This window comes from Pseudomonas batumici (assembly GCF_036585405.1).
GTDB lineage: Bacteria > Pseudomonadota > Gammaproteobacteria > Pseudomonadales > Pseudomonadaceae > Aquipseudomonas > Aquipseudomonas batumici.
The window spans coordinates 3,114,607-3,139,055 of record NZ_CP144470.1 but is presented as its reverse complement, the minus strand read 5'-3'; the positions used below and the strand labels follow the sequence as shown (position 1 = coordinate 3,139,055).

The following is a 24,449-nucleotide window of genomic DNA, read 5'->3' as shown; positions in this document are numbered from 1 at the left end:
GCCCAGGGCGGCCCCGGACAACGGCGGCCCCCTCGGTGTCTTCAAGGATTGTTCAACGGCTTGCCGACTGACCCGCGGATTTGAGTGACAAACCCATGCCAAAACGTACAGACATCAAAAGCATCCTGATTCTCGGTGCCGGCCCGATCGTGATCGGCCAGGCCTGCGAATTCGACTACTCTGGCGCCCAGGCCTGCAAGGCCCTGCGCGAAGAGGGTTACCGCGTCATTCTGGTGAACTCCAACCCGGCCACCATCATGACCGACCCGGCCATGGCCGACGCCACCTACATCGAACCGATCAAATGGCAGACCGTGGCCAAGATCATCGAGAAAGAGCGTCCGGACGCCCTGCTGCCGACCATGGGTGGCCAGACCGCCCTGAACTGCGCCCTGGACCTGGAGCGCGAAGGCGTCCTCGAGAAGTTCGGCGTGGAAATGATCGGCGCCAACGCCGACACCATCGACAAGGCCGAAGACCGTTCGCGTTTCGACCAGGCGATGAAGTCCATCGGCCTGGCCTGCCCGCGTTCCGGTATCGCCCACAGCATGGAAGAGGCCAATGCGGTCCTCGACAAGCTCGGCTTCCCGTGCATCATCCGTCCGTCCTTCACCATGGGCGGCACCGGTGGCGGTATCGCCTACAACCGTGAAGAGTTCGAAGAAATCTGCGCCCGTGGCCTGGACCTGTCGCCGACCAAGGAACTGCTGATCGACGAATCGCTGATCGGCTGGAAAGAGTACGAGATGGAGGTGGTCCGCGACAAAAAGGACAACTGCATCATCGTCTGCTCCATCGAGAACTTCGACCCGATGGGCGTGCACACCGGTGACTCGATCACCGTGGCGCCGGCCCAGACCCTGACCGACAAGGAATACCAGATCCTGCGTAACGCCTCCCTGGCGGTGCTGCGCGAGATCGGCGTGGAAACCGGCGGTTCCAACGTCCAGTTCGGTATCTGCCCGAACACCGGCCGCATGGTCGTGATCGAGATGAACCCGCGGGTATCGCGTTCCTCGGCCCTGGCTTCGAAAGCCACCGGCTTCCCGATCGCCAAGGTCGCCGCCAAGCTGGCCGTGGGCTACACCCTGGACGAGCTGTCCAACGACATCACCGGCGGCAAGACCCCGGCGTCCTTCGAGCCGTCCATCGACTACGTCGTGACCAAGCTGCCGCGCTTCGCCTTCGAGAAGTTCGCCAACGCCGACGCCCGCCTGACCACCCAGATGAAGTCGGTGGGTGAAGTCATGGCCATCGGCCGGACCTTCCAGGAATCCCTGCAGAAAGCCCTGCGCGGCCTCGAAGTGGGCGTCTGCGGTCTGGACGAGAAGCTCGACCTGAGCAACCCCGAGAGCATGAGCGTGCTCAAGCGCGAACTGACCGTGCCGGGTGCCGAGCGCATCTGGTATGTCGCGGACGCTTTCCGTGCCGGCATGAGCGTCGAAGACATCTTCGGCATGAACATGATCGATCCATGGTTCCTGGTGCAGATCGAGGACCTGATCAAGGACGAAGAGAAGGTCAAGACCCTCGGTCTGTCGGCCATCGATCGCGACCTGATGTTCCGCCTCAAGCGCAAGGGCTTCTCCGACCAGCGTCTGGCCAAGCTGCTGGGCGTGACCGAGAAGACCCTGCGTACTCATCGTCACAAGCTGGAAGTGTTCCCGGTCTACAAGCGCGTCGACACCTGCGCGGCCGAGTTCGCCACCGACACCGCCTACCTGTACTCGACCTATGAGGAAGAGTGCGAGGCCAGCCCGTCGACCCGCGACAAGATCATGATCCTCGGCGGCGGTCCCAACCGTATCGGCCAGGGCATCGAGTTCGACTACTGCTGCGTGCACGCGGCCCTGGCGCTGCGCGATGACGGGTACGAGACCATCATGGTCAACTGCAACCCGGAAACCGTTTCCACCGACTACGACACCTCGGACCGCCTGTACTTCGAACCGGTGACCCTGGAAGACGTGCTGGAAATCGTCCGCGTCGAGAAGCCGAAAGGCGTGATCGTCCAGTACGGCGGCCAGACCCCGCTGAAACTGGCCCGTGCCCTGGAAGCCGCCGGCGTGCCGATCATCGGTACCAGCCCTGACGCCATCGACCGTGCCGAAGACCGCGAGCGCTTCCAGCAGATGGTCGAGCGCCTGAACCTGCGTCAGCCGCCGAACGCCACCGTGCGCAGCGAAGACGAAGCTGTGCGGGCTGCCAGCAAGATCGGTTATCCGCTGGTGGTGCGTCCGTCCTATGTACTGGGCGGCCGGGCGATGGAAATCGTCTACAAAGAGGAAGAGCTCAAGCGCTACCTGCGCGACGCGGTGCAAGTGTCCAACGACAGCCCGGTGCTGCTGGACCACTTCCTCAACTGCGCCATCGAGATGGACGTGGATGCGGTCAGCGACGGCACCGACGTGGTGATCGGCGCGATCATGCAGCACATCGAGCAGGCGGGCGTACACTCCGGTGACTCCGCGTGCTCGCTGCCACCGTACTCGCTGCCGGCGCACATCCAGGACGAGATGCGCGAGCAGGTCAAGAAAATGGCCCTGGAACTGGGCGTGATCGGCCTGATGAACGTGCAGTTGGCGTTGCAGGGCGAAGACATCTACGTCATCGAAGTCAACCCGCGCGCCTCGCGTACCGTGCCGTTCGTCTCCAAGTGCATCGGTGTGTCCCTGGCGATGATCGCGGCCCGCGTCATGGCCGGCAAGACCCTGAAGGAGCTGGGCTTCACCAAGGAAATCATCCCGAACTTCTACAGCGTGAAAGAGGCGGTGTTCCCCTTCGCCAAATTCCCTGGCGTGGACCCGATCCTGGGCCCGGAGATGAAGTCCACCGGTGAAGTGATGGGTGTCGGTGACACCTTCGGCGAAGCCTTCGCCAAGGCCCAGATGGGTGCCAGCGAAGTGCTGCCGACCGGCGGTACCGCCTTCATCAGCGTGCGCGACGATGACAAGCCACTGGTTGCGGGCGTGGCCCGTGATCTGATCAACTTGGGCTTCGAAGTGGTGGCAACCGCCGGCACGGCCAAGATGATCGAAGCGGCCGGCCTGAAAGTGCGTCGGGTCAACAAAGTGACGGAAGGTCGTCCGCATGTCGTCGACATGATCAAGAATGACGAAGTCACCCTGATCATCAATACGACCGAGGGCCGCCAGTCGATCGCCGACTCGTACTCCATTCGTCGTAACGCGCTGCAGCACAAGATCTACTGCACGACTACCATTGCTGCTGGCGAAGCCATCTGCGAAGCGCTCAAGTTCGGTCCTGAGAAGACCGTGCGTCGCTTGCAGGATCTACACGCAGGATTGAAAGCATGAGTGTAAACAAGTACCCGATGACCGTTCAGGGCGCGCGCGCCCTGGAGGAAGAGCTGACCCATCTGACCAAGGTCGTGCGTCCCAAGCTGAGCCAGGATATCGGCACGGCGCGGGAGCTGGGCGACCTGAAGGAAAACGCGGAATACCATGCGGCCCGTGAGCAGCAGGGTATGGTCGAGGCGCGGATCCGTGATATCGAAGGCCGCATGCAGAATGCGGTGATCATCGATGTCACGACCATTGCGCACACCGGCAAGGTGATTTTCGGCACTACCGTCGAAATCGCCAACGTCGAGACCGATGAAAGCGTGACCTACCAGATCGTCGGCGAAGACGAGGCGGACATCAAGCAGGGCAAGATTTCGGTGGGTTCGCCCATCGCCCGCGCGCTGATCGCCAAGGAAGAAGGCGATGTGGTTGCCGTCAAAACGCCTAGCGGCGTTATCGAGTACGAGATTGTCGAAGTCCGTCATATCTGAACGCAGGCGCCCGCTACGTGCGGGTGCGATGCTCTGGCAACTGACCCAGATGCTCTGGGTCGGTGGCCTGTGGCTGCTGCACGTCGGATTGTTGCCGGTTTTGGCGAAAATAGGCCTGGCACCGCTGTTGATCGACGAGATCAATAGCCTGCTGGGCTCTTTATTGATAGGGTTTGCAGCGGTGTGTGTGATCGTGCAGACCCTGGTGTTGCTCCATGCCGAAGGCCGGGCAAGCCTGTGGCGCGATGTTCGCGGGCAACTGCTGTTGCTGGCGCTGTATGCGTGCGGGATGTATTTCGCGGTGCGAACCTGGATGCCGGGTGCGCCGCGCTGGCAGTTGTTCAGTTACCTGATATTGGCGCTTTGTGGCCTGGTGCTGGTGCTGCAGCCGGTGCCTGGCGAGAGTGGCAGGGTACGCACGGCGTACCCTTGACCCTTGTCCCTACGTCACTTGAAGCGATGGACGTTGGACAGCTGCTTGTTGACGCTGAAGTTCTTGCGATAGATCAGCGCCATCTTGCCGATGACTTGTACCAGGTCCGCCTTGCCGGTCTGGCACAGTTGCGCAATGGCCTCCAGGCGCGATTCGCGGTCGAGGATATTGAGCTTGATCTTGATCAGCTCATGATCGGACAGCGCGCGTTCAAGCTCGGCCAACACACCTTCGGTCAAGCCGTTGTCAGCCACAATCAATACTGGTTTCAGATGGTGGCCAATGGATTTGTACTGTTTCTTCTGCTCTTGAGTGAGCGGCATAATCTGACCCCTGCGTCTGATCTTGTAAAAAAGCGGCGGCCAGTTTACCCGAGCGCGTCCGGGACCGCCCAGTTAATCGCGATTCGACTATTTTTTTGAGGTGGCCCGTGGCCCGTTCCAAGACTAGCCATAACTGGCTGAAAGAACATTTCAACGATCCGTTTGTCAAAATGGCGCAAAAAGACGGATACCGCTCCCGCGCCAGCTACAAATTGCTGGAGATTCAGGAGAAGGATCGGATCATTCGCCCGGGCATGACCGTGATCGACCTCGGCGCGGCGCCGGGTGGCTGGTCCCAGGTGACCAGTCGTCTGATTGGTGGGCAGGGGCGTCTGATCGCTTCCGACATCCTGGACATGGACAGCATCCCCGATGTGACCTTCATCAAGGGCGACTTTACCGAGGACGCCGTGCTGGCCCAGATCCTCGAAGCGGTGGGAAATTCCGAGGTGGACCTTGTGATTTCCGATATGGCCCCCAATATGAGTGGTACACCCGCGGTGGACATGCCGCGTTCGATGTTCCTTTGCGAGCTGGCACTCGATCTCGCAGGACGCGTCCTACGTCCGGGTGGTGATTTTTTGATCAAGATTTTCCAGGGTGAAGGCTTCGACGAGTACCACAAGAACTTCCGCAAGCAGTTCGACAAGGTGCAGACGCGCAAGCCGACGTCCTCCCGCGATCGGTCCCGCGAGCAGTATCTGCTGGGCCGTGGTTTTCGCGGACGGAGTGAGTAAATCGAGGTTTTTGGCCGGGGTGATAGGTTTTTCGTATTTCGCCCCGTGAGAATAAGCGCATATTGTGTAGTGATTGTTTCACAAAGGGTTACAGACGGCGCCTGCAGGATCTGTAGGTAATGTAGTAAGTTATGCCGGTGAATATCATGCGAAGCGCGCGCCAGTAGCGGATCCCGCTTCATGAGGGTAGTTAATTGAACGATATGGCAAAGAATCTGATCCTGTGGTTGATCATCGCGGCTGTCCTGGTGACGGTGATGAACAACTTCTCCAGCCCTAGCGAGCCACAGACCCTCAACTATTCCGACTTCATCCAGCAGGTCAAGGATGGCAAGGTCGAGCGCGTGGCCGTGGACGGCTACATCATCACCGGCAAACGCAACGATGGCGACAGCTTCAAGACCATCCGCCCGGCGATCCAGGACAACGGCCTGATCGGCGACCTGGTGGACAATCACGTTGTGGTCGAAGGCAAGCAGCCTGAGCAGCAGAGCATCTGGACCCAGTTGCTGGTTGCCAGCTTCCCGATCCTGGTGATCATCGCGGTGTTCATGTTCTTCATGCGCCAGATGCAGGGTGGCGCGGGCGGCAAGGGCGGGCCGATGAGCTTTGGCAAGAGCAAGGCGCGCCTGCTTTCGGAAGACCAGGTGAAAACCACCCTGGCCGACGTGGCCGGTTGCGACGAAGCCAAGGAAGAAGTCGGCGAGCTGGTCGAGTTCCTCCGCGATCCGGGCAAGTTCCAGCGCCTGGGTGGCCGTATTCCCCGCGGCGTGCTGATGGTCGGTCCTCCGGGTACCGGTAAGACCTTGCTGGCCAAGGCCATTGCCGGCGAAGCCAAGGTGCCTTTCTTCACCATTTCCGGTTCCGATTTCGTCGAAATGTTCGTCGGTGTCGGTGCCAGCCGTGTTCGTGACATGTTCGAGCAGGCGAAAAAACACGCACCGTGCATCATCTTCATCGACGAGATCGATGCGGTCGGTCGTCACCGTGGCGCCGGCATGGGCGGCGGTCACGACGAGCGCGAACAGACCCTCAACCAGTTGCTGGTGGAGATGGACGGTTTCGAGATGAACGACGGCATCATCGTGATTGCCGCCACCAACCGTCCTGACGTACTCGACCCGGCGCTGCTGCGTCCAGGTCGCTTCGACCGCCAGGTAGTGGTCGGCCTGCCGGACATCCGCGGGCGCGAGCAGATCCTCAAGGTCCATATGCGCAAAGTGCCGATGGGCGAGGATGTCGCACCGGCGGTGATCGCACGGGGTACGCCGGGCTTCTCCGGTGCCGACCTGGCCAACCTGGTGAATGAGGCTTCGCTGTTCGCTGCGCGCGCCGGCAAGCGCCTCGTCGAGATGAAGGAATTCGAACTGGCCAAGGACAAGATCATGATGGGTGCCGAGCGCAAATCCATGGTCATGTCCGAGAAGGAAAAACAGAACACCGCGTATCACGAGGCCGGTCACGCGATTGTCGGTCGTGTGGTGCCCGAGCACGATCCGGTCTACAAGGTGTCGATCATCCCGCGCGGTCGCGCGCTGGGCGTGACCATGTTCCTGCCGGAAGAAGATCGCTACAGCCTGTCCAAGCGTGCGCTGATCAGCCAGATCTGCTCGCTGTACGGCGGCCGTATCGCCGAAGAGATGACCCTGGGCTTCGATGGCGTCACCACCGGTGCCTCCAACGACATCATGCGGGCCAGCCAGATTGCCCGGAACATGGTCACCAAGTGGGGCCTGTCCGAGAAGTTGGGTCCGCTGATGTATGCCGAGGAAGAGCAGGAAGTGTTCCTGGGTCGTGGCGGCGGCGGTCAGGGCGGTAGCTTCTCCGGCGAAACGGCCAAGCTGATCGACTCGGAAGTGCGCAGCATCATCGACCAGTGCTACGGCACGGCCAAGCAGATCCTGACCGAACACCGCGACAAGCTCGACGCCATGGCGGACGCGCTGATGAAGTACGAAACCATCGATGCCGAGCAGATCGACGACATCATGGCCGGTCGTCCGCCGCGCGAGCCGCGTGACTGGGAGGGCGGTTCGGGTACTTCGGGCACCCCGCCGGTTATCCAGAACGAACGACCTGAAACGCCGATCGGCGGCCCTGCGGCTGATCATTAAGGTTTGAAATGACTTCTGTTCAGTCCTCGACCCGGTTGCCTTGCGGCAACCGGGTTCTTGATTTGGCCCAGACCCATGTCATGGGCATTCTCAACGTCACCCCCGACTCCTTTTCCGACGGTGGTCGCTTCAATCACCTGGATGCCGCCCTGCGTCATGCGCAGGCCATGGTCGAGGCCGGCGCGACCCTGATCGATATCGGCGGCGAGTCGACACGTCCCGGTGCCCGGGCGGTCTCTCCCGGCGAGGAGCTGGAGCGTGTCGCGCCGGTGGTCGAGCGTATTCACCGGGAACTGGATGTGATCATCTCGGTCGATACGTCCACGCCGGAGGTCATGCGCGAGAGCGCGCGGCTGGGGGCGGGCCTGATCAATGACGTACGCTCGCTGCAGCGCGACGGTGCCCTGGAGGCCGCCGCGGCGACGGGGCTGCCGGTGTGCCTGATGCACATGCTCGGCGAGCCGGGCAACATGCAGGACGACCCGCACTACGAGGATGTGACGCGCGAGGTGGTGGATTTCCTCGCCGAGCGCATGGCCCGGTGCGCGGCGGCAGGTATCGCGGCCGAGCGGATCGTGCTCGATCCGGGGTTCGGCTTTGCGAAAACCCTGGCGCACAACCTGAGTCTGTTCAAACACATGGAGGCGCTGCACGCCCTGGGTCGGCCCTTGTTGGTCGGCGTTTCGCGAAAGAGCATGATAGGGCAGGCCCTGGGTCGCCCGGTCGGTGAGCGCCTCTATGGTGGCCTGGCCCTGGCTGCATTGGCGATGAGCAAAGGGGCGCGGATTCTTCGTGTGCACGATGTCGCCGAAACGGTTGACGTGGTGCGCATGATCGCCGCCGTTGACGCTGCGCAATAGGAATGATGGAGCACTGATGAAGAAAAAATATTTCGGCACCGACGGTATCCGCGGGCGCGTAGGGCAATACCCGATCACTCCGGACTTCATGCTCAAGCTCGGCTGGGCCGCCGGCATGGCGTTCCGCAAGCTGGGTGCGTGCCGGGTGTTGGTGGGCAAGGACACGCGGATCTCCGGCTACATGTTCGAATCGGCCCTGGAGGCCGGTCTTTCCGCGGCCGGTGCCGATGTGATGCTGCTGGGGCCGATGCCGACACCCGCCATCGCCTACCTGACCCGGACCTTCCATGCCGAGGCCGGGATCGTGATCAGCGCTTCGCACAATCCCCATGACGACAATGGCATCAAGTTCTTCTCCGGTGCGGGCACCAAGCTGCCGGACGAGGTCGAGCTGATGATCGAGGAGTTGCTCGATGCGCCGATGACCGTGGTTGAGTCGGAAAAGCTCGGCAAGGTCTCGCGGATCAACGACGCGGCCGGTCGCTACATCGAATTTTGCAAGAGCAGCGTGCCGACCGGGACCAATCTCTCGGGCCTGAAGATTGTCATCGACTGCGCCCACGGTGCCACCTACAAGGTCGCGCCTAGCGTGTTCCGCGAGTTGGGTGCGCAAGTGACGGCCCTGTCGGCGGCGCCCAACGGCCTGAACATCAACGACAACTGCGGCTCGACGCACATGAAGCCGATCCAGGCGGCCGTGCTGGCCGAGCAGGCGGACCTGGGGATCGCGTTCGACGGCGACGGTGACCGGGTGCAGATGGTCGACCACACCGGTGCCGTGGTCGACGGTGACGAACTGGTGTTCATCATTGCCCGGGATATGGCTGAGCGCGGCAAGCTGAACGGCGGCGTGGTCGGCACCTTGATGAGCAACCTGGGCCTTGAGCTGGCGTTCAAGGAGCTGAACATTCCTTTTGTGCGCGCCAATGTCGGCGACCGTTATGTCATTGCCGAACTGCTGGAGCGCGAATGGCTGGTGGGCGGCGAAAACTCCGGACACATTCTTTGCCTGAATCACACCACCACGGGGGATGCGATCATCGCGGCCCTGCAAACCTTGATGGCGCTGCAACGCCGCGGTGAAAGCCTGGCGCAGGCGCGCCAGGCGATACGCAAGTGCCCGCAGGTGCTGGTCAATGTGCGTTTCGCCGGTGGCGTCGATCCGGTCAAGCACCCGAAGGTGGTCGAGGCCTGCGAGCAGGTCACCCAGGCCATGAACGGTCGCGGCCGCGTGCTGTTGCGCAAGTCCGGCACCGAGCCGCTGGTGCGTGTGATGGTCGAAGGCGAGGACGAGGCAACGGTTCGTGGCCACGCCGATGCGCTGGCAAAACTGGTGACTGAAGTTTGCGCCTGATTTCGGCTTGCCAGTAAGGATGCGGTTGGGTAACATCTGCGCCCACTTTGACCTGCGAGGTACAGCATGCGTCGCCCAATGGTAGCTGGTAACTGGAAAATGCACGGTACCCGCGCCAGTGTCGTCGAGCTGATCAAAGGCCTGCGAGACCTGGCCTTGCCGAGCGGTGTTGACGTGGCGGTGTTCCCGCCTTGTCTGCATATCAGCCAAGTGGTTGAAGGTTTGGAAGGCCAGTCGATTTCGGTCGGCGCGCAGAACTCGGCAGTGGAATCCATGCAGGGTGCGCTGACCGGTGAAATTGCGCCGAGTCAGTTGGTCGATGCAGGGTGTTCCCTGGTGCTGGTAGGGCATTCCGAGCGTCGCCTGATTCTGGGCGAGTCGGATCAGACCCTTAATCGCAAGTTTGCGGCAGCGCAGGCTTGTGGCTTGATCCCGGTGCTCTGTGTAGGGGAAACCTTGGAGCAGCGTGAAGCCGGCAAGACGCTGGAAGTGGTTTCGCGTCAGCTGGGCAGCATTATCGAGGAGCTGGGTGTCGGCGCTTTTGCCAAGGCTGTCATCGCTTACGAACCGGTCTGGGCCATTGGCACCGGGCTGACAGCTTCGCCGCAGCAGGCGCAGGATGTGCACGCAGCCATTCGTGCGCAGTTGGCGGCAGAGAATTCTGAGGTCGCGCAAGGTGTGCGGCTTCTATACGGCGGCAGCGTGAAGGCGGCCAATGCGGTCGAACTGTTCGGCATGCCGGATATCGATGGGGGGCTCATTGGTGGAGCGTCCCTGAATGCAGATGAGTTCGGTGCGATCTGTCGCGCCGCGGGAAACTGAAAAATGCTGGAAACAGTCGTAGTCGTTCTTCATCTGTTGGGTGCGCTGGGCGTTGTTGGTCTGGTATTGCTGCAACAGGGTAAAGGTGCGGACGCTGGCGCGTCTTTCGGAGCAGGTGCATCAAATACTGTGTTCGGAAGCCAAGGTTCCTCTACCTTTCTTAGTAAGTTTACTGCTATACTTGCCGCAGGTTTCTTCATAACCAGCTTGGGGTTAGGTTACTTTGCTAAAGAGAAGGCTCATGAGCTGACTCAAGTAGGTTTGCCAAACCCAGCGGTGTTGGAAGTACCAAAGCAGAAACCGGCATCTGATGATGTACCGGTGCTCCAGGAGCAGAAGTCGGCCTCACCGACTGATGTACCCAAGGCTCCAGAGCAGAAGTAAAATGGGTTTCATGTTGTAAACGTTGTATTGCCGAGGTGGTGGAATTGGTAGACACGCAACCTTGAGGTGGTTGTGCCCATAGGGTGTAGGGGTTCGAGTCCCCTTCTCGGTACCAATTATCAGGAGAGCCCGCTGTTGCGGGCTTTCTTGTAGGTGGAAGGTTACATTGACCCTGCAAGGGATCGGTCGTATACTTTCGCCCCAGCTTTGTCGCGGGGTGGAGCAGTCTGGTAGCTCGTCGGGCTCATAACCCGAAGGTCGTCGGTTCAAATCCGGCCCCCGCAACCAGTTTTCGCGGAGCCCCTTTTCAGGGGCTTTTTGTTGGCTGGGCACTTCATGACGCCGCTGTTCGACGGCGTTTCAGGGATGGGCGATTCGCCCATTTTTTGTTTATTTCAATAGCATGCACAGAGATGCACGAGGGGGTTCAGGTGTCGAGCAAGCTAGAACAGTTGCAGGCCTTGTTGGCCCCGGTGGTCGTGGCCCTTGGCTATGAATGCTGGGGTATTGAGTATTCGGCTCAAGGTCGCCATTCCGTGTTGCGCGTTTATATCGATAAAGAAGGCGGCGTGCTGGTGGACGATTGTGCCATCGTCAGCCGCCAGATCAGTGGTGTGCTGGATGTCGAAGATCCGATCTCCACTGAGTACACCCTTGAGGTTTCCTCTCCTGGCATGGAACGCCCGCTGTTCACCCTTGAACAGTTTGCCTCGCATGCCGGCGAACAAGTGAAGATCAAGTTGCGCTCGCCTTTCGAAGGTCGACGTAATTTTCAGGGCCTTCTGCGCGGAGTGGAAGAGCAGGACGTCGTGGTGCAGGTGGAAGACCACGAGTTTCTGTTGCCGATCGATTTGATCGACAAGGCCAACATTATTCCCAGTTTTGACTGAGACGCGGATCCCGCGGATCCAATGGCTTGCGAAAGGCGAGGCGTACGATGAGCAAAGAAGTATTGCTGGTTGTTGAGTCGGTATCCAACGAAAAGGGTGTACCGGCAAGCGTGATTTTTGAGGCGCTGGAGATTGCTCTGGCGACCGCTACCAAGAAGCGCTTTGAAGATGAAGTTGACCTGCGTGTGGAAATCAACCGCCACACCGGTGCCTATGAGACTTTCCGTCGCTGGACAGTCGTCGAGGAAGCCGATCTTGACGATCCGGCGATCGAGACCTGGCCGAGCAAAGTGGCGCAAACCCATCCGGGCGCCAAGGTGGGCGACGTCGTCGAAGAGAAGATCGAATCCATCGAATTCGGTCGCATCGCCGCTCAGACCGCCAAGCAAGTCATTGTGCAGAAGGTTCGCGAAGCCGAGCGTGCGCAGGTAGTCGACGCCTATCGCGAGCGCTTGGGGGAAATCATCTCCGGCACCGTGAAGAAAGTCACCCGTGACAACGTCATCGTTGACCTGGGCAACAACGCCGAAGCGCTGCTGGCCCGCGAAGACATCATTTCCCGCGAGACTTTCCGCGTGGGTGTCCGGGTTCGCGCCCTGCTCAAGGAAATCCGCACCGAGAACCGCGGCCCTCAGTTGATCCTGTCGCGTACCGCGCCGGAAATGCTGATCGAGCTGTTCCGTATCGAAGTGCCGGAAATCGCCGAAGGCCTGATCGAAGTGATGGCAGCGTCCCGTGACCCGGGTTCGCGGGCCAAGATCGCGGTCCGTTCCAAGGACAAGCGCATCGACCCGCAAGGTGCCTGCATCGGCATGCGCGGTTCGCGCGTCCAGGCCGTCTCCGGCGAGCTGGGCGGCGAGCGCGTGGACATCGTCCTGTGGGACGACAACCCGGCGCAGTTCGTGATCAACGCCATGTCGCCGGCGGAAGTCGCGGCAATTATCGTTGACGAGGATGCCCATGCCATGGACATCGCCGTCGGCGCAGACAATCTGGCTCAGGCCATCGGTCGCGGTGGTCAGAACGTGCGTCTGGCCAGCCAGTTGACCGGCTGGACCCTGAACGTGATGACCGAATCGGACATCCAGGCTAAGCAACAGGCAGAAACCGGTGACATCCTGCGCAACTTCATCGACGAGCTGGAAGTCGACGAAGAGCTGGCACAGGTGCTGGTCGATGAAGGTTTCACCAGCCTGGAAGAGATTGCCTACGTACCGTTGGAGGAAATGCTCAACATCGACGGCTTTGACGAAGACATCGTCAACGAGCTTCGCGCTCGGGCCAAGGATCGCTTGTTGACCAAAGCCATCGCTACTGAGGAAAAGCTGGCAGACGCCCATCCGGCCGAAGACCTGCTCTCGCTTGAGGGTATGGACAAGGATTTGGCGATGGAACTGGCGGTGCGCGGCGTAATTACCCGCGAAGACCTGGCCGAGCAGTCTATTGACGACCTGCTCGACATCGACGGCATCGACGACGATCGTGCCGGCAAGTTGATCATGGCCGCCCGAGCCCATTGGTTCGAGTAATAGGCGCGGCCTGAGGAGAGAAGTGCATGACGCAAGTCACGGTGAAACAACTGGCCGATGAGGTCAAAACACCGGTAGAGCGCCTGCTGCAGCAGATGCGTGAGGCAGGTCTGCCGCACACCGCCGCCGATGAAGGTGTGAGCGACAGTGAGAAGCAGTCTTTGCTGACTCACCTGAAGAGCAGCCACAAGGCGAAAGTGGAAGAACCGCGCAAGATTACCTTGCAGCGCAAGACCACCAGCACCCTGCGTGTTGCCGGTAGCAAGAGCATCAGCGTTGAAGTACGCAAGAAGAAAGTCTTCGTACAACGCAGCCCGGAAGAAATCGAAGCCGAGCGCAAGCGCGAGCTGGAAGAACGTCGTGCCGTAGAGAATGCGGCCCGTCAAAAGGCTGAAGAAGAAGCCAAGCGTCGCGCCGAAGAAGAAGCGCGCCGCCAGCCCGCTCCTGCTCCGTCGGTCGCTCCCGTGGTTGAAGCGGTTGCCCAGGCACCGGTCGCCGAGCCTGTACGCGAAGCCATGGTGGCTGCTCCCGCAGCACCGGCCGTCGAGCGCAAGCGCGAAGAGCCGCGTCGTCCGGACAAACCCCGTGCCGACGATAGCAATCGTCGTAGCGGCGGTGGCGATGGCGAGCGCAAGAACGCTCCACATCGTGCTTCGGTCAAGGAAAAGGCTCCGGCGCCACGTGTGGCACCGCGCACTACCGACGAAGAAAGCGATGGTTTCCGTCGTGGCGGTCGCGGCAAGGCCAAGCTGAAGAAACGCAACGCCCACGGTTTCCAGAGCCCTACCGGGCCAGTGGTGCGCGACGTGAAGATCGGCGAGACCATCACCGTCGGCGACCTGGCACAGCAGATGTCGGTCAAGGCGGCCGAGATCATCAAGTTCATGTTCAAGCTGGGCACCCCAGCCACCATCAACCAGGTGCTGGATCAGGAAACTGCCCAGCTGGTTGCCGAGGAACTGGGCCACAAGGTGACCCTGGTCAGCGACACCGCCCTGGAAGATTCCCTGGCCGAGTCCCTGAAGTTCGAAGGTGAAGCGTTCTCCCGTGCACCGGTCGTGACCGTCATGGGCCACGTTGACCACGGTAAGACCTCGCTGCTCGACTACATCCGTCGTGCCAAGGTTGCCGCCGGCGAAGCCGGTGGTATCACCCAGCACATCGGTGCGTACCACGTGGAAACCGATCGCGGCATGGTCACCTTCCTCGACACCCCGGGTCACGCCGCGTTTACCGCGATGCGTGCCCGTGGTGCCAAGGCGACCGACATCGTGATCCTGGTGGTTGCTGCCGACGACGGCGTGATGCCGCAGACCATCGAAGCCGTTCAGCATGCCCAGGCAGCTGGCGTGCCGCTGGTGGTGGCGGTGAACAAGATCGACAAGCCGGGCGCCGATCTCGATCGCATCCGCAGCGAACTGTCGGTTCACGGCGTGACCTCGGAAGACTGGGGTGGCGATACGCCGTTCGTTCCAGTTTCGGCGAAAGTCGGTACGGGCGTTGACGAGCTGCTCGAGGCCGTTCTGCTGCAAGCCGAGGTTCTGGAGCTCATGGCAACGCCTTCGGCACCTGGCCGTGGCGTTGTGGTCGAGTCGCGTCTCGACAAGGGCCGTGGTCCGGTGGCAACCGTGCTGGTACAGGACGGTACGCTGCGTCAGGGCGACATGGTGCTGGTCGGTTCGAACTATGGCCGCGTGCGCGCCATGCTCGACGAGAACGGCAAGCCGATCAAGGAAGCCGGTCCTTCCATCCCGGTCGAGATCCTCGGCCTGGACGGTACGCCGGATGCCGGCGACGAGATGAGCGTGGTTGCCGACGAGAAGAAAGCCCGTGAAGTGGCGTTGTTCCGTCAAGGCAAGTTCCGCGAAGTCAAACTGGCTCGCGCGCATGCCGGCAAGCTGGAAAACATCTTCGAGAGCATGGGCCAGGAAGAGAAGAAGACGCTCAACATCGTCCTCAAATCCGACGTCCGTGGTTCGTTGGAAGCACTGCAAGGTGCGCTCAACGGCTTGGGTAACGATGAAGTGCAAGTGCGCGTCGTCGGTGGCGGTGTCGGTGGTATCACCGAGTCCGACGCCAACCTGGCACTGGCCTCCAACGCTGTACTGTTCGGCTTCAACGTGCGTGCCGATGCTGGCGCACGCAAGATCGTCGAGCAGGAAGGCCTGGATATGCGTTACTACAACGTGATCTACGACATCATCGAAGACGTCAAGAAAGCCCTGACCGGTATGCTGGGCAGCGACGTCCGGGAGAACATCCTGGGTATCGCCGAAGTCCGCGACGTGTTCCGTTCGCCGAAGTTCGGTGCGATCGCCGGTTGCATGGTGATCGAGGGTACTGTCCACCGTAACCGTCCGATCCGTGTACTGCGTGAAGACATCGTGATCTTCGAAGGCGAGCTGGAATCCCTGCGCCGCTTCAAGGATGACGCTTCCGAAGTCCGTGCCGGCATGGAATGCGGTATCGGCGTGAAGAGCTACAACGACGTCAAGGTCGGTGACAAGATCGAAGTCTTCGAGAAGGTCCAGGTTGCTCGCAGCCTCTGACTCGTACACTTCAGGAGCCGTGATGGCCGGTCGCATGCAAATGCCCGGCACCTCGTCCGGACTCTAAACGCAACGCCCGGTCCGGCTTCTGCCAGGCCGGGCGTTTGCCGCTTTCAGACCTTGCGGGTTTCACCGCAGGGCAGCTACAGGTAACAAGACATGGCAAAAGAATACAGCCGTACCCAACGCATCGGCGACCAGATGCAGCGCGAGCTCGCGCAACTGATCCGTCGTGAAGTCAAGGACCCGCGCGTCGGCCTGGTCACCATTACCGCCGTCGATGTCAGCCGTGACGTCGGCCACGCGAAGATCTTCATCACCGTGATGGGCCAGGACAATCCGGACGACATCGCCCAGAGCATCAAGGTGCTCAACGCGGCGGCGGGCTTCCTGCGCATGCAACTGGCCCGTGAGATGAAGCTGCGCAGCGTGCCGCAGTTGCACTTCCACTATGACGAAAGCGTCGTGCGTGGCGCGCACCTGTCGGCGTTGATCGAGCGTGCCGTGGCCGAAGACAGCCAGCACGTCGACGGCGCGGCGGCACAAGACAATCTTCCAGAAGACGCCCGGGAGTAATCGGTGGCTCAGGTCAAGCGTATCCGTCGTAATGTCAGCGGCATCATTCTGCTGGACAAGCCGTTGGGGTTCACCTCCAACGCCGCCTTGCAGAAAGTCCGCTGGTTGCTCAACGCCGAGAAGGCCGGCCACACCGGCAGCCTCGATCCGTTGGCCACCGGCGTGCTGCCGCTGTGCTTCGGCGAGGCCACCAAGTTCTCGCAATACCTGCTCGATTCCGACAAGGGTTACGAAACCCTGATGCAATTGGGCAAGACCACCACCACCGGGGATGCCGAAGGCGAAGTTTTGCAGACGCGTGCGGTAACCGTTGGTCGCGCCGATATCGACGCGGTGTTGCCGGAATTTCGCGGTGAAATCAGTCAGATACCGCCTATGTACTCGGCGCTCAAGCGTGACGGACAGCCGCTTTACAAGCTGGCGCGTGCCGGTGAGGTAGTGGAGCGCGAACCGCGTTCTGTTACTATTGCGCGCTTGGAATTGCTCGCCTGCGAAGGCGATACTGCTCGACTGGCGGTGGACTGCAGCAAGGGCACCTATATTCGTACCCTGGTGGAGGATATCGGTGAGAAGCTCGGTTGTGGCGCGTACGTTGCCGAACTGCGACGGACCCAGGCCGGACCCTTCACCCTGGCCCAGACGGTCACGCTCGAAGAGCTGGAAGCGGTACATGCCGAAGGCGGCAACGAGGCGGTCGACCGCTTCCTGATGCCGTCGGACAGCGGCCTGCTGGACTGGCCGCTGCTGCAGTTCTCGGAGCACAGTGCGTTCTATTGGCTCAACGGCCAACCGGTACGTGCCCCGGACGCGCCGAAGTTCGGCATGGTGCGGGTACAGGATCATAACGGTCGCTTCATCGGTATCGGTGAAGTGAGCGAAGACGGGCGCATCGCGCCGCGTCGACTGATTCGGTCAGAATGACCGGAACCAGCCTGTGTCACAGCAGGCTGGCGAGGGTGGCTGTCAACAGGCACGGTCACTGCTCATTTATAGATACAGGGATTTGTCCCTGGCCTGTTGAAACCGTTTCTCTGAAACAGTTTCCTGATAAAAGGATTGCCTCATGGCTCTCAGCGTTGAAGAAAAAGCTCAAATCGTTACCGACTACCAGCAAGCCGTTGGTGATACTGGTTCGCCAGAAGTGCAAGTTGCACTGCTGACCGCCAACATCAACAAACTGCAAGGTCACTTCAAGGCCAACGGTAAAGATCACCACTCCCGTCGTGGTCTGATCCGCATGGTTAACCAGCGTCGCAAGCTGCTGGACTACCTGAAAGGCAAGGACGTGAGCCGTTACAGCGCTCTGATCGGTCGCCTGGGTCTGCGTCGCTAATCAGCGATTGCGCTATGAGGTTGGTTGTTTGCCAGGCGTCAGCGGGTTTCCCGCAGGCGCCTGGCAAGCTCCCAGCCTCTAGTTTTATCTGGACACCTGTTTTGCCTGAGTGACAGCAGCACCTGGACAATCACAGTCGGGCCGATTCCCGGCGTTGCCCAAGAATTTCGCAAGAAGACAAGTTCCCCAAGAGCCACAAAAGAAGGTAGGACACCGTGAACCCGGTTATCAAAAAATTCCAGTTCGGTCAGTCGACCGTTACCCTCGAGACGGGCCGTATCGCCCGCCAGGCCTCCGGCGCCGTATTGGTCACCGTTGACGACGACGTCAGCGTATTGGTGACCGTAGTGGGTGCCAAGCAAGCCGATCCAGGCAAGGGCTTCTTCCCTCTGTCGGTTCACTACCAGGAAAAAACTTACGCTGCCGGTAAGATCCCTGGCGGTTTCTTCAAGCGCGAAGGCCGTCCTTCCGAGAAAGAAACCCTGACTTCCCGACTGATCGACCGTCCGATCCGTCCGCTGTTCCCGGAAGGCTTCATGAACGAAGTGCAGGTTGTCTGCACCGTCGTCTCCACCAGCAAGAAGACCGATCCGGACATCGCTGCGATGATCGGTACCTCGGCGGCCCTGGCCATCTCCGGTATTCCTTTCGACGGCCCGATCGGCGCCGCTCGCGTAGCCTTCCACGAAAGCACCGGCTACCTGCTGAACCCGACTTACGAGCAACTGAAAGCCTCGAGCCTGGACATGGTCGTTGCCGGTACCTCGGAAGCGGTACTGATGGTTGAATCGGAAGCCAAGGAGCTGACCGAAGACCAGATGCTGGGTGCCGTACTGTTCGCCCACGACGAATTCCAGGCCGTGATCCAGGCCGTCAAGGAACTGGCTGCCGAAGCCGCCAAGCCAACCTGGACCTGGGCTCCACAAGCCGAAGCCACCGAACTGCTGGGTGCTATCCGTGCCGAGTTCGGCGAGGCGATCTCCCAGGCCTACACCATCACCGTCAAGGCCGACCGTTACGCTCGCCTGGGCGAGCTGAAAGACCAGGTGGTCGCCAAGCTGTCGGGCGAAGAAGGCCAGCCTTCCGCCGCTGACGTGAAAGCTGCGTTCGGCGAAATCGAATACCGCACCGTTCGCGAAAACATCGTCAACGGCAAGCCGCGTATCGATGGTCGTGACACCCGCACCGTACGTCCTTTGAACATCGAAGTCGGTGTTCTGCCAAAGACCCACGGTTCGGCCCTGTTCACCCGTGGCGAAACCCAGGCCCTGGTCGTCGCCACACTGGGTACTGCCCGTGACGCACAGCTGCTGGACACCCTGGAAGGCGAGAAAAAAGACCCCTTCATGCTGCACTACAACTTCCCTCCGTTCTCGGTGGGCGAGTGTGGTCGCATGGGCGGCGCGGGTCGTCGTGAAATCGGTCACGGTCGTCTGGCCCGTCGTTCGGTCCAGGCCATGCTGCCAAGCGACAGCGATTTCCCATACACCATCCGTGTGGTCTCGGAAATCACCGAATCCAACGGTTCCAGCTCCATGGCTTCGGTCTGCGGTGCTTCCCTGGCCCTGATGGACGCCGGTGTGCCGATGAAGGCGCCGGTGGCCGGTATCGCCATGGGTCTGGTGAAAGAGGGCGAGAAGTTCGCCGTCCTGACCGACATCCTGGGTGACGAAGACCACCTCGGCGACATGGACTTCAAGGTAGCCGGTACCGCCAAGGGCGTCACCGCGCTGCAGATGGACATCAAGATCAAGGGCATCACCGAAGAGATCATGGAAATCGCCCTGGGCCAGGCCCTGGAAGCGCGCCTGAACATCCTCGGTCAGATGAACCAGATCATCGGTCAGTCCCGCAGCGAGCTGTCCGCCAACGCTCCGACCATGATCTCGATGAAGATCGACACCGACAAGATCCGTGACGTCATCGGTAAAGGCGGCGCGACCATCCGTGCGATCTGCGAGGAAACCAAGGCTTCGATCGATATCGAAGACGACGGTTCGATCAAGATCTTCGGCGAAACCAAGGAAGCGGCTGAGGCGGCTCGCCAGCGCGTCCTGAGCATCACCGCGGAAGCCGAGATCGGCAAGATCTACGTCGGCAAGGTCGAGCGCATCGTCGACTTCGGTGCGTTCGTCAACATCCTGCCGGGTAAGGACGGTCTGGTGCACATCTCCATGCTGAGCGACGCTCGCGTTGAGAAAGTGACCGACATCCTGAAAGAAGGCCAGGAAGTGGAAGTGCTGGTACTGGACGTGGACAACCGCGGCCGTATCAAGCTGTCCATCAAGGACGTTGCAGCAGCCAAGGCGTCGGGCGTTTAATCGCGCTTCGACTTCAAGCTGAAAAAAAGCACCCTCCGGGGTGCTTTTTTTATGGGCGTTGTTCTGCGGCTCAGTGGCCGCGCTTGCTGTCGATGCGCTCCAGGCGTCCGCCGACGAAGCGCAGGTACTGGACCATGCCGCCGCTCTGGGGATAGACCCACTCTTCGATCGGCACCTCGACCCGCCGGTCGAAGCTGCGTTGATAGCCCACCACGTCCTGGGAGCGAGGTGTCCCGCACTTGTCGAGCACCTCCGACTTCCTGTCCCCGACACTGATCAACTGGCTGCCGCAACGCAAGCTGTCGGCCTGGACCTGGCCGGCGCTCAACGCCAGCGCCAGGCCGAACATCACCGGCTTGAACATGTTCACTCGCTATCCAGGTGCAACGGCGTCACGACGCTGCCATCTTTCTGCGCCTCGCCGAGGTTGGCGTCGATAAAGTACACGCGGTCGTCGGCCAACTGGCCCTTGTCCACCAGGAAGTCCTTGATGCTGCTGGCGCGGTCCTGGCCGAGCTTGCGCAGCAGCAGCTCATTGCCGCTCCAGGCGGTGATCACCCCTGCCTGCAGCTTGGCGGTACGCTCGTCGCGGCCCAGCTTGGCCCATTCGGCAGGCGGCTGCTGCTTGAGCAGGGTGCGATAGATGCCTTCGAGCATCGGTGCTTTTTCACCGTCCGGCACCTGGATCATCGAGGCCTGGGCCGGGACCTTGTCGCCACGGCGCTGGAGCATCTTGTAGTAGGTGTCCTGATACTCGCGATCCAGGCGCTGCTGGGCGATCAACGCGCCGTCGCTGCCCTGGGCCGCGGTGCCTTCGATCTCCAGGCGCAGGTTGGGGCGCTCCTTCAGGGCGGCCGCGAGCTTGGTCAGGGACGCTTGGGCACCACCGCTCAGTTCGCTGGAGCCGGGGGCAAAGGACACGTTGCTGAGGTCCTGGGCGTCGCCGCCGGAGATCAGCCCGCCAATGAACTTGAAGGGCGCGGTGGCGGCCCGCACGATCAGGTTGCGCAGGGTCTGCCAGACAATCGGCATCACGCTGAACTGCGGGTTGTTGAGGTCGCCGCTGACCGGCAGTTCGATGGAGATGTTGCCGTCGGAGTCCTTGAGCAGGGCAACCGCCAGCTTGATCGGCAGGTCCACGGCATCCGGGCTGTCGACCTTCTCACCCAGTTGCAGCTGTTCGACCAGCACTTTGTTTTCGGCTTTCAGCTGGCCCTTGGTGATCAGGTAGTGCAGGTCGAGATTGAGCCGGCCCTTGCGGATGCGGAAGCCGGCGAACTTGCCGGAATAGGGGGTCAGGGTGGTCAGCTCGACCCGCTTGAAGCTGGTGGCGATATCCAGGCTGGTCATCGGGTCGAAGGGCGTCAGGGCGCCCTTGATGGTCACCGGCGCATAGCGGTCGACCTTACCCTTGATATCGACGCCGGCAGGTTTTGGCTGGCGGTTGTCGATAGTGCCGATCTGGCCGTTGAGCTGTTGGATCGCCGTGGCGAAGTGGGGCGTCAGGCTGAAGTCGGCAAAGTTGGCCGAGCCGTCATTGATGGCAATGCCGCCGACGTGGATACCCAGTGGCTTGCTGTTCGAGGCCGCGGGTTGCGCCGTGGCTTTTTCATCGGACTTGCTCGCGGGCGGTTGCGGGATCAGCAGGTCATCGATGTTGGTGGTGCGGTCATCGTTGATCATGAAGCGCGCATAGGGTTGCAGCAGGTTGACCTTGTCGATCGACAGGCTGTCGCCGTGCTGATAATTCAGCCCGTCGACCGTCAGTTTCTGCCACTTCACGAAGTCGCGGCTCTTGAGGGTGTCGAGGGTGTGCAGCTGCTCGACCTGGGCCTTGCCGGTCACGCTGAAGGCCAGCGGGTCGGTGCTTTTCAGATTGACCGCGAGGTCGCTGCCGAGCATGCCGCTGCGTACTTCCAGGCGCATGAACGGCTCGACATAGGCCTGGGCCACCCGCAGGTCGATGTCCTGGGTATTGACCTTGAGCCTGGCGCTGATCGGGCTCAGGTTGACGTCGCCGCTGGCCAGGATCTTGCCCTGCTTGCCCAGCCCGGTGTCGAGCTTGAGGGAGAAGGGCGACTGGTTGAGGCTGTCGAAATTCTCCAGGTCCAGGTTCAGCGGGCCGAGCTCCAGGGCCACCGCGGTTTTCGGTACGCGGTCGGCCAGGTGCACGCGGTAGTCGCGCAGTTGCACGTCCTTGAGCAGGACCTGCCAGGGCTTGCTCGGCGCCGCCGGTTCGGCCTTGGCGGTGTCGGAGGCGGCCGGGGCTTCCTTGGCCGCTGGTTTGGCCGGTTGCGAGGCGAAGAGTTTCTGCCAGTCGAGTTGCCCGTCCTGCTCGCGGGCGGCCCAGGTTTCCAGTTTGTTGCTGCGGATTTTGCCGACGACCACCTGCTGCTTGGCCAGGTCGAGGCTGGTTTCGCTGACGTCCAGGCGTTCCAGACGCACCAGCGGGCGACCGTCCGGGGCCTTCATGGCGAAGGGGGCGACGCTGACGGCGGCGTTGCTCAGCTGCAACTCGGTGCCTTTGGCGAGACTGAACGTGTAGTCGCTGCTGAGGTTGACGACGCCGTCTTCCAGTTCCAGCGGCAGGGCATCGCGCACATAGGGCCACCAGGCTTTCATCCGGTTGTCGGTGACCTTGAGCGAACCTGCGGAGGTGACGGGCACCAGGCTGAGATGACCTTTCCAGTCGATCCGTCCACCGTCGGCGCCGATGGCCGCCAGGGTCATGTCGGCGTTGTCGTCAGGCAGGGTGCTGAGGTTCTTCAGCGCCAGGTCCATCGGGGTGTAGGTGAACTCGATCGGTTCGCTGGGGCGCAGGTCCTGGAAATGCAGGCGCCCGCCCGCCAGTGTGATCTGGTCGATGCGTACTGGAAACGGCTTGCTGTCGGGGGCGGCCGGGGTCGGCTGGCTGGGCGGCAGCTTGAACAGCTGGGTGAGGTTCAGGGTGCCGTCCTTGCTGAACGTCACCTCGGTGTTGGGTTTGTCCAGCTGGATGTCGGCCAGGTGCAGGGCGTGGGTCCAGAGGCTGTCGATCTGCAGGTTGACATAGAGGCGTTCGAAGGCGACCTGTTCCTTGCCCGGCTGGCCGATATTCAGGCCCCACAGCGTCAGTTCGAGACTGAACGGGTTGAACTCCAGGCGCTGGAGGCTGGCGGGCACCGTGGCGTAGTTCGCCAGTTGCTGGTTGGCGATACGCAGGCCGACGCCGGGGAGGATCAGGAACCCCAGCACGGCGTACAGCGCGAGGACGGTCAGCAAGGCGCCGAGGGCGCGTTTCAATCCTTTGGACATGTGAATCGTCGTCTTTCTCAGTCGGAGGTGCCTTGGAGTATGGCATGCGTTTGCGGTTCCAAAGCAAGGCTCTTGTTGCGCCGCAATAATGGCTGTTTGCGAGGCATTCCTAGAGTTGCAGAACCAGGGTCTTAAGTGGTGGTTGCAGGTCGCGGGAAGGGAAGTCGGCGGCGGGACTCAGCACCTGCCATTCGCGTACCGGACGCCCGGCTTTTTCCGCACAGCGCAGGACCTGTTCGCGCCAGTCCTCCATGCTGACTTTCGCCAGGTTGTTGCAGCAGATCAGCACGCCGTTGTCGGCGGTCGTCAGCAGGGCCGGCTTGAGCAGGCTCTGGTAGTCACGCAGCAGGTCGACGGTACCGAAGGCGCTCTTGGCCCAGGCGGGCGGGTCGAGCAGCACCAGGTCGTACTGGCGTTGGTCCAGGCGCGGGTAGCTGGGCAGCTTCTGTCCGCGCCGCTGGCTGATGGGCAGGCCGGCGAGCTGGCGAATGGCGGGGAAGTAGTCGGACTGGATGAACTCCATCTCCGGCAGTTGCGGGTTGAGCCGGCCGTTTTCCCGGCCTACCGCCAGGTTGCCTTCGGCGAAGTCCAGGTTGCAGACCTCCCGGGCCCCCCGGCCGCGGCACTGAGGCCGACGCCGCAGGTGTAGGCGAAGAGGTTCAGCACGCTCTTGCCGGCGCTGTGCTGCCGGACCCAGCCGCGAGCGTTGCGCAGGTCGAGAAACAGCAGCGGGTCCTGGCCGGGGTGACGGCCACGGACGCGATAGTTCAGGCCCCATTCGTGGCCCACCAGGTCGGCGAGGGCGGCGGCGTCGGCGCGATAGACCGGGTCTTCGCGATCGATGCGCGAGTTGCCCCGGGAGCGGTCGTTGTAGACCAGCAGGGTGTCCAGGTCCAGGTGTCGGTTGATCGTCGCGTGCAGCGCCAGCAGTTCTTCACGTTCCAGGGTCTGGTGGAAGGTCTGCACCATCAGTTGTGGACCGTAGCGGTCGACGGTCAGGCCGCCGGCGCCTTCCTGGCTGCCATGGAACAGGCGATAGCAGTCGGTGCCCTGGCTGTGCAGCTCGGCGAGCAGGTCCTGGCGATGATCGAGGGCGGCGCGCAGCGCCTGGTTCAAGGAAGACATGCACGGCGC

Annotated in this window: 19 protein-coding genes, 2 tRNA genes and 1 pseudogene; 18 read left to right on the top strand and 4 right to left on the bottom strand. The window is 61.5% G+C overall.

What is annotated here, in order from left to right:
• Nucleotides 1-95: 95 nt before the first annotated feature.
• From carB to NUH87_RS14205, 3 genes are read left to right on the top strand one after another with little or no spacing between them, the layout of a single operon-like run.
• The gene (carB, locus tag NUH87_RS14215) at nucleotides 96-3,317 is read left to right on the top strand and encodes a carbamoyl-phosphate synthase large subunit (protein ID WP_338526478.1); all 3,222 of its coding nucleotides are present in this window, start codon (nucleotides 96-98) and stop codon (nucleotides 3,315-3,317) included.
• Nucleotides 3,314-3,796 (top strand): transcription elongation factor GreA, encoded by a 483-nt coding sequence (greA, locus tag NUH87_RS14210; RefSeq protein WP_040064113.1) that lies wholly within the window; start codon nucleotides 3,314-3,316, stop codon nucleotides 3,794-3,796. Before carB ends, greA begins: the two co-directional genes overlap by 4 nt.
• A gap of 28 nt (nucleotides 3,797-3,824) precedes the next feature.
• On the top strand, nucleotides 3,825-4,229 hold the full coding sequence (locus NUH87_RS14205; RefSeq protein WP_040064115.1) for a hypothetical protein: 405 nt from the start codon (nucleotides 3,825-3,827) through the stop codon (nucleotides 4,227-4,229).
• 14 nt (nucleotides 4,230-4,243) lie between these two features.
• Here the strand turns inward: NUH87_RS14205 and NUH87_RS14200 are convergent, their stop codons facing one another.
• A complete protein-coding gene (locus NUH87_RS14200) occupies nucleotides 4,244-4,552 on the bottom strand; it encodes a YhbY family RNA-binding protein (RefSeq protein ID WP_338526476.1) in 309 nt (102 codons plus the stop codon).
• A gap of 107 nt (nucleotides 4,553-4,659) precedes the next feature.
• On the opposite strand from NUH87_RS14200, the gene rlmE reads away from it, so the two are divergent.
• The 15 genes from rlmE (at nucleotide 4,660) to pnp (ending at nucleotide 20,021) form a co-directional block, all read left to right on the top strand.
• Nucleotides 4,660-5,289, top strand: coding sequence for a 23S rRNA (uridine(2552)-2'-O)-methyltransferase RlmE (rlmE, locus tag NUH87_RS14195; RefSeq protein WP_338526475.1), 630 nt, complete (start codon nucleotides 4,660-4,662; stop codon nucleotides 5,287-5,289).
• A 203-nt stretch (nucleotides 5,290-5,492) separates the two neighbouring features.
• A complete protein-coding gene (gene ftsH, locus NUH87_RS14190; protein WP_040064119.1) occupies nucleotides 5,493-7,403 on the top strand; it encodes an ATP-dependent zinc metalloprotease FtsH in 1,911 nt (636 codons plus the stop codon).
• 8 nt (nucleotides 7,404-7,411) lie between these two features.
• The gene (gene folP / locus NUH87_RS14185) at nucleotides 7,412-8,263 is read left to right on the top strand and encodes a dihydropteroate synthase (protein WP_338526472.1); all 852 of its coding nucleotides are present in this window, start codon (nucleotides 7,412-7,414) and stop codon (nucleotides 8,261-8,263) included.
• Between the two features lie 16 nt (nucleotides 8,264-8,279).
• On the top strand, nucleotides 8,280-9,617 hold the full coding sequence (gene glmM, locus NUH87_RS14180) for a phosphoglucosamine mutase (RefSeq protein ID WP_338526471.1): 1,338 nt from the start codon (nucleotides 8,280-8,282) through the stop codon (nucleotides 9,615-9,617).
• Between the two features lie 66 nt (nucleotides 9,618-9,683).
• Nucleotides 9,684-10,439 (top strand): triose-phosphate isomerase, encoded by a 756-nt coding sequence (tpiA, locus tag NUH87_RS14175; protein ID WP_040064122.1) that lies wholly within the window; start codon nucleotides 9,684-9,686, stop codon nucleotides 10,437-10,439.
• 3 nt (nucleotides 10,440-10,442) lie between these two features.
• Nucleotides 10,443-10,823, top strand: a complete 381-nt coding sequence (gene secG / locus NUH87_RS14170) for a preprotein translocase subunit SecG (protein ID WP_040064123.1) — start codon at nucleotides 10,443-10,445, stop codon at nucleotides 10,821-10,823.
• Nucleotides 10,824-10,852: 29 nt separating this feature from the next.
• A tRNA-Leu gene (locus NUH87_RS14165) sits at nucleotides 10,853-10,938 on the top strand.
• 96 nt (nucleotides 10,939-11,034) lie between these two features.
• Nucleotides 11,035-11,111 (top strand) — tRNA-Met (locus NUH87_RS14160).
• A 143-nt stretch (nucleotides 11,112-11,254) separates the two neighbouring features.
• A complete protein-coding gene (rimP, locus tag NUH87_RS14155; RefSeq protein WP_040064193.1) occupies nucleotides 11,255-11,713 on the top strand; it encodes a ribosome maturation factor RimP in 459 nt (152 codons plus the stop codon).
• A 47-nt stretch (nucleotides 11,714-11,760) separates the two neighbouring features.
• Nucleotides 11,761-13,242, top strand: a complete 1,482-nt coding sequence (gene nusA / locus NUH87_RS14150; RefSeq protein ID WP_338526469.1) for a transcription termination factor NusA — start codon at nucleotides 11,761-11,763, stop codon at nucleotides 13,240-13,242.
• A gap of 26 nt (nucleotides 13,243-13,268) precedes the next feature.
• A complete protein-coding gene (gene infB / locus NUH87_RS14145) occupies nucleotides 13,269-15,791 on the top strand; it encodes a translation initiation factor IF-2 (RefSeq protein WP_338526468.1) in 2,523 nt (840 codons plus the stop codon).
• Between the two features lie 159 nt (nucleotides 15,792-15,950).
• On the top strand, nucleotides 15,951-16,367 hold the full coding sequence (gene rbfA, locus NUH87_RS14140; protein WP_040064126.1) for a 30S ribosome-binding factor RbfA: 417 nt from the start codon (nucleotides 15,951-15,953) through the stop codon (nucleotides 16,365-16,367).
• Between the two features lie 3 nt (nucleotides 16,368-16,370).
• Complete coding sequence (gene truB, locus NUH87_RS14135; protein ID WP_040064127.1) at nucleotides 16,371-17,288, top strand: tRNA pseudouridine(55) synthase TruB; 918 nt, start codon at nucleotides 16,371-16,373, stop codon at nucleotides 17,286-17,288.
• A gap of 142 nt (nucleotides 17,289-17,430) precedes the next feature.
• On the top strand, nucleotides 17,431-17,700 hold the full coding sequence (gene rpsO, locus NUH87_RS14130) for a 30S ribosomal protein S15 (RefSeq protein WP_002555121.1): 270 nt from the start codon (nucleotides 17,431-17,433) through the stop codon (nucleotides 17,698-17,700).
• A gap of 215 nt (nucleotides 17,701-17,915) precedes the next feature.
• Nucleotides 17,916-20,021 (top strand): polyribonucleotide nucleotidyltransferase, encoded by a 2,106-nt coding sequence (pnp, locus tag NUH87_RS14125; RefSeq protein ID WP_040064129.1) that lies wholly within the window; start codon nucleotides 17,916-17,918, stop codon nucleotides 20,019-20,021.
• 70 nt (nucleotides 20,022-20,091) lie between these two features.
• Here the strand turns inward: pnp and NUH87_RS14120 are convergent, their stop codons facing one another.
• The 3 genes and pseudogenes from NUH87_RS14120 to NUH87_RS14110 form a co-directional block, all read right to left on the bottom strand.
• Nucleotides 20,092-20,385, bottom strand: a complete 294-nt coding sequence (locus NUH87_RS14120) for a DUF2845 domain-containing protein (RefSeq protein ID WP_338526815.1) — start codon at nucleotides 20,383-20,385, stop codon at nucleotides 20,092-20,094.
• Between the two features lie 2 nt (nucleotides 20,386-20,387).
• Nucleotides 20,388-23,315: a DUF748 domain-containing protein gene (locus tag NUH87_RS14115; protein WP_338526466.1), complete on the bottom strand. Its 2,928-nt coding sequence runs from the start codon at nucleotides 23,313-23,315 to the stop codon at nucleotides 20,388-20,390.
• Nucleotides 23,316-23,424: 109 nt separating this feature from the next.
• Nucleotides 23,425-24,440: pseudogene (locus NUH87_RS14110) on the bottom strand (class I SAM-dependent rRNA methyltransferase).
• Nucleotides 24,441-24,449 lie beyond the last annotated feature (9 nt).

What these genes read in the sequence shown, in the direction of transcription:
- carB (WP_338526478.1), top strand. Translation starts at nt 96, where the DNA reads ATGCCAAAACGTACAGACATCAAAAGCATCCTGATTCTCGGTGCCGGC.
- greA (WP_040064113.1), top strand. Translation starts at nt 3,314, where the DNA reads ATGAGTGTAAACAAGTACCCGATGACCGTTCAGGGCGCGCGCGCCCTG.
- NUH87_RS14205 (WP_040064115.1), top strand. Translation starts at nt 3,825, where the DNA reads ATGCTCTGGCAACTGACCCAGATGCTCTGGGTCGGTGGCCTGTGGCTG.
- NUH87_RS14200 (WP_338526476.1), bottom strand. Translation starts at nt 4,552, where the DNA reads ATGCCGCTCACTCAAGAGCAGAAGAAACAGTACAAATCCATTGGCCAC.
- ftsH (WP_040064119.1), top strand. Translation starts at nt 5,493, where the DNA reads ATGGCAAAGAATCTGATCCTGTGGTTGATCATCGCGGCTGTCCTGGTG.
- folP (WP_338526472.1), top strand. Translation starts at nt 7,412, where the DNA reads ATGACTTCTGTTCAGTCCTCGACCCGGTTGCCTTGCGGCAACCGGGTT.
- glmM (WP_338526471.1), top strand. Translation starts at nt 8,280, where the DNA reads ATGAAGAAAAAATATTTCGGCACCGACGGTATCCGCGGGCGCGTAGGG.
- tpiA (WP_040064122.1), top strand. Translation starts at nt 9,684, where the DNA reads ATGCGTCGCCCAATGGTAGCTGGTAACTGGAAAATGCACGGTACCCGC.
- secG (WP_040064123.1), top strand. Translation starts at nt 10,443, where the DNA reads ATGCTGGAAACAGTCGTAGTCGTTCTTCATCTGTTGGGTGCGCTGGGC.
- nusA (WP_338526469.1), top strand. Translation starts at nt 11,761, where the DNA reads ATGAGCAAAGAAGTATTGCTGGTTGTTGAGTCGGTATCCAACGAAAAG.
- infB (WP_338526468.1), top strand. Translation starts at nt 13,269, where the DNA reads ATGACGCAAGTCACGGTGAAACAACTGGCCGATGAGGTCAAAACACCG.
- rbfA (WP_040064126.1), top strand. Translation starts at nt 15,951, where the DNA reads ATGGCAAAAGAATACAGCCGTACCCAACGCATCGGCGACCAGATGCAG.
- rpsO (WP_002555121.1), top strand. Translation starts at nt 17,431, where the DNA reads ATGGCTCTCAGCGTTGAAGAAAAAGCTCAAATCGTTACCGACTACCAG.
- NUH87_RS14120 (WP_338526815.1), bottom strand. Translation starts at nt 20,385, where the DNA reads ATGTTCAAGCCGGTGATGTTCGGCCTGGCGCTGGCGTTGAGCGCCGGC.
- NUH87_RS14115 (WP_338526466.1), bottom strand. Translation starts at nt 23,315, where the DNA reads ATGTCCAAAGGATTGAAACGCGCCCTCGGCGCCTTGCTGACCGTCCTC.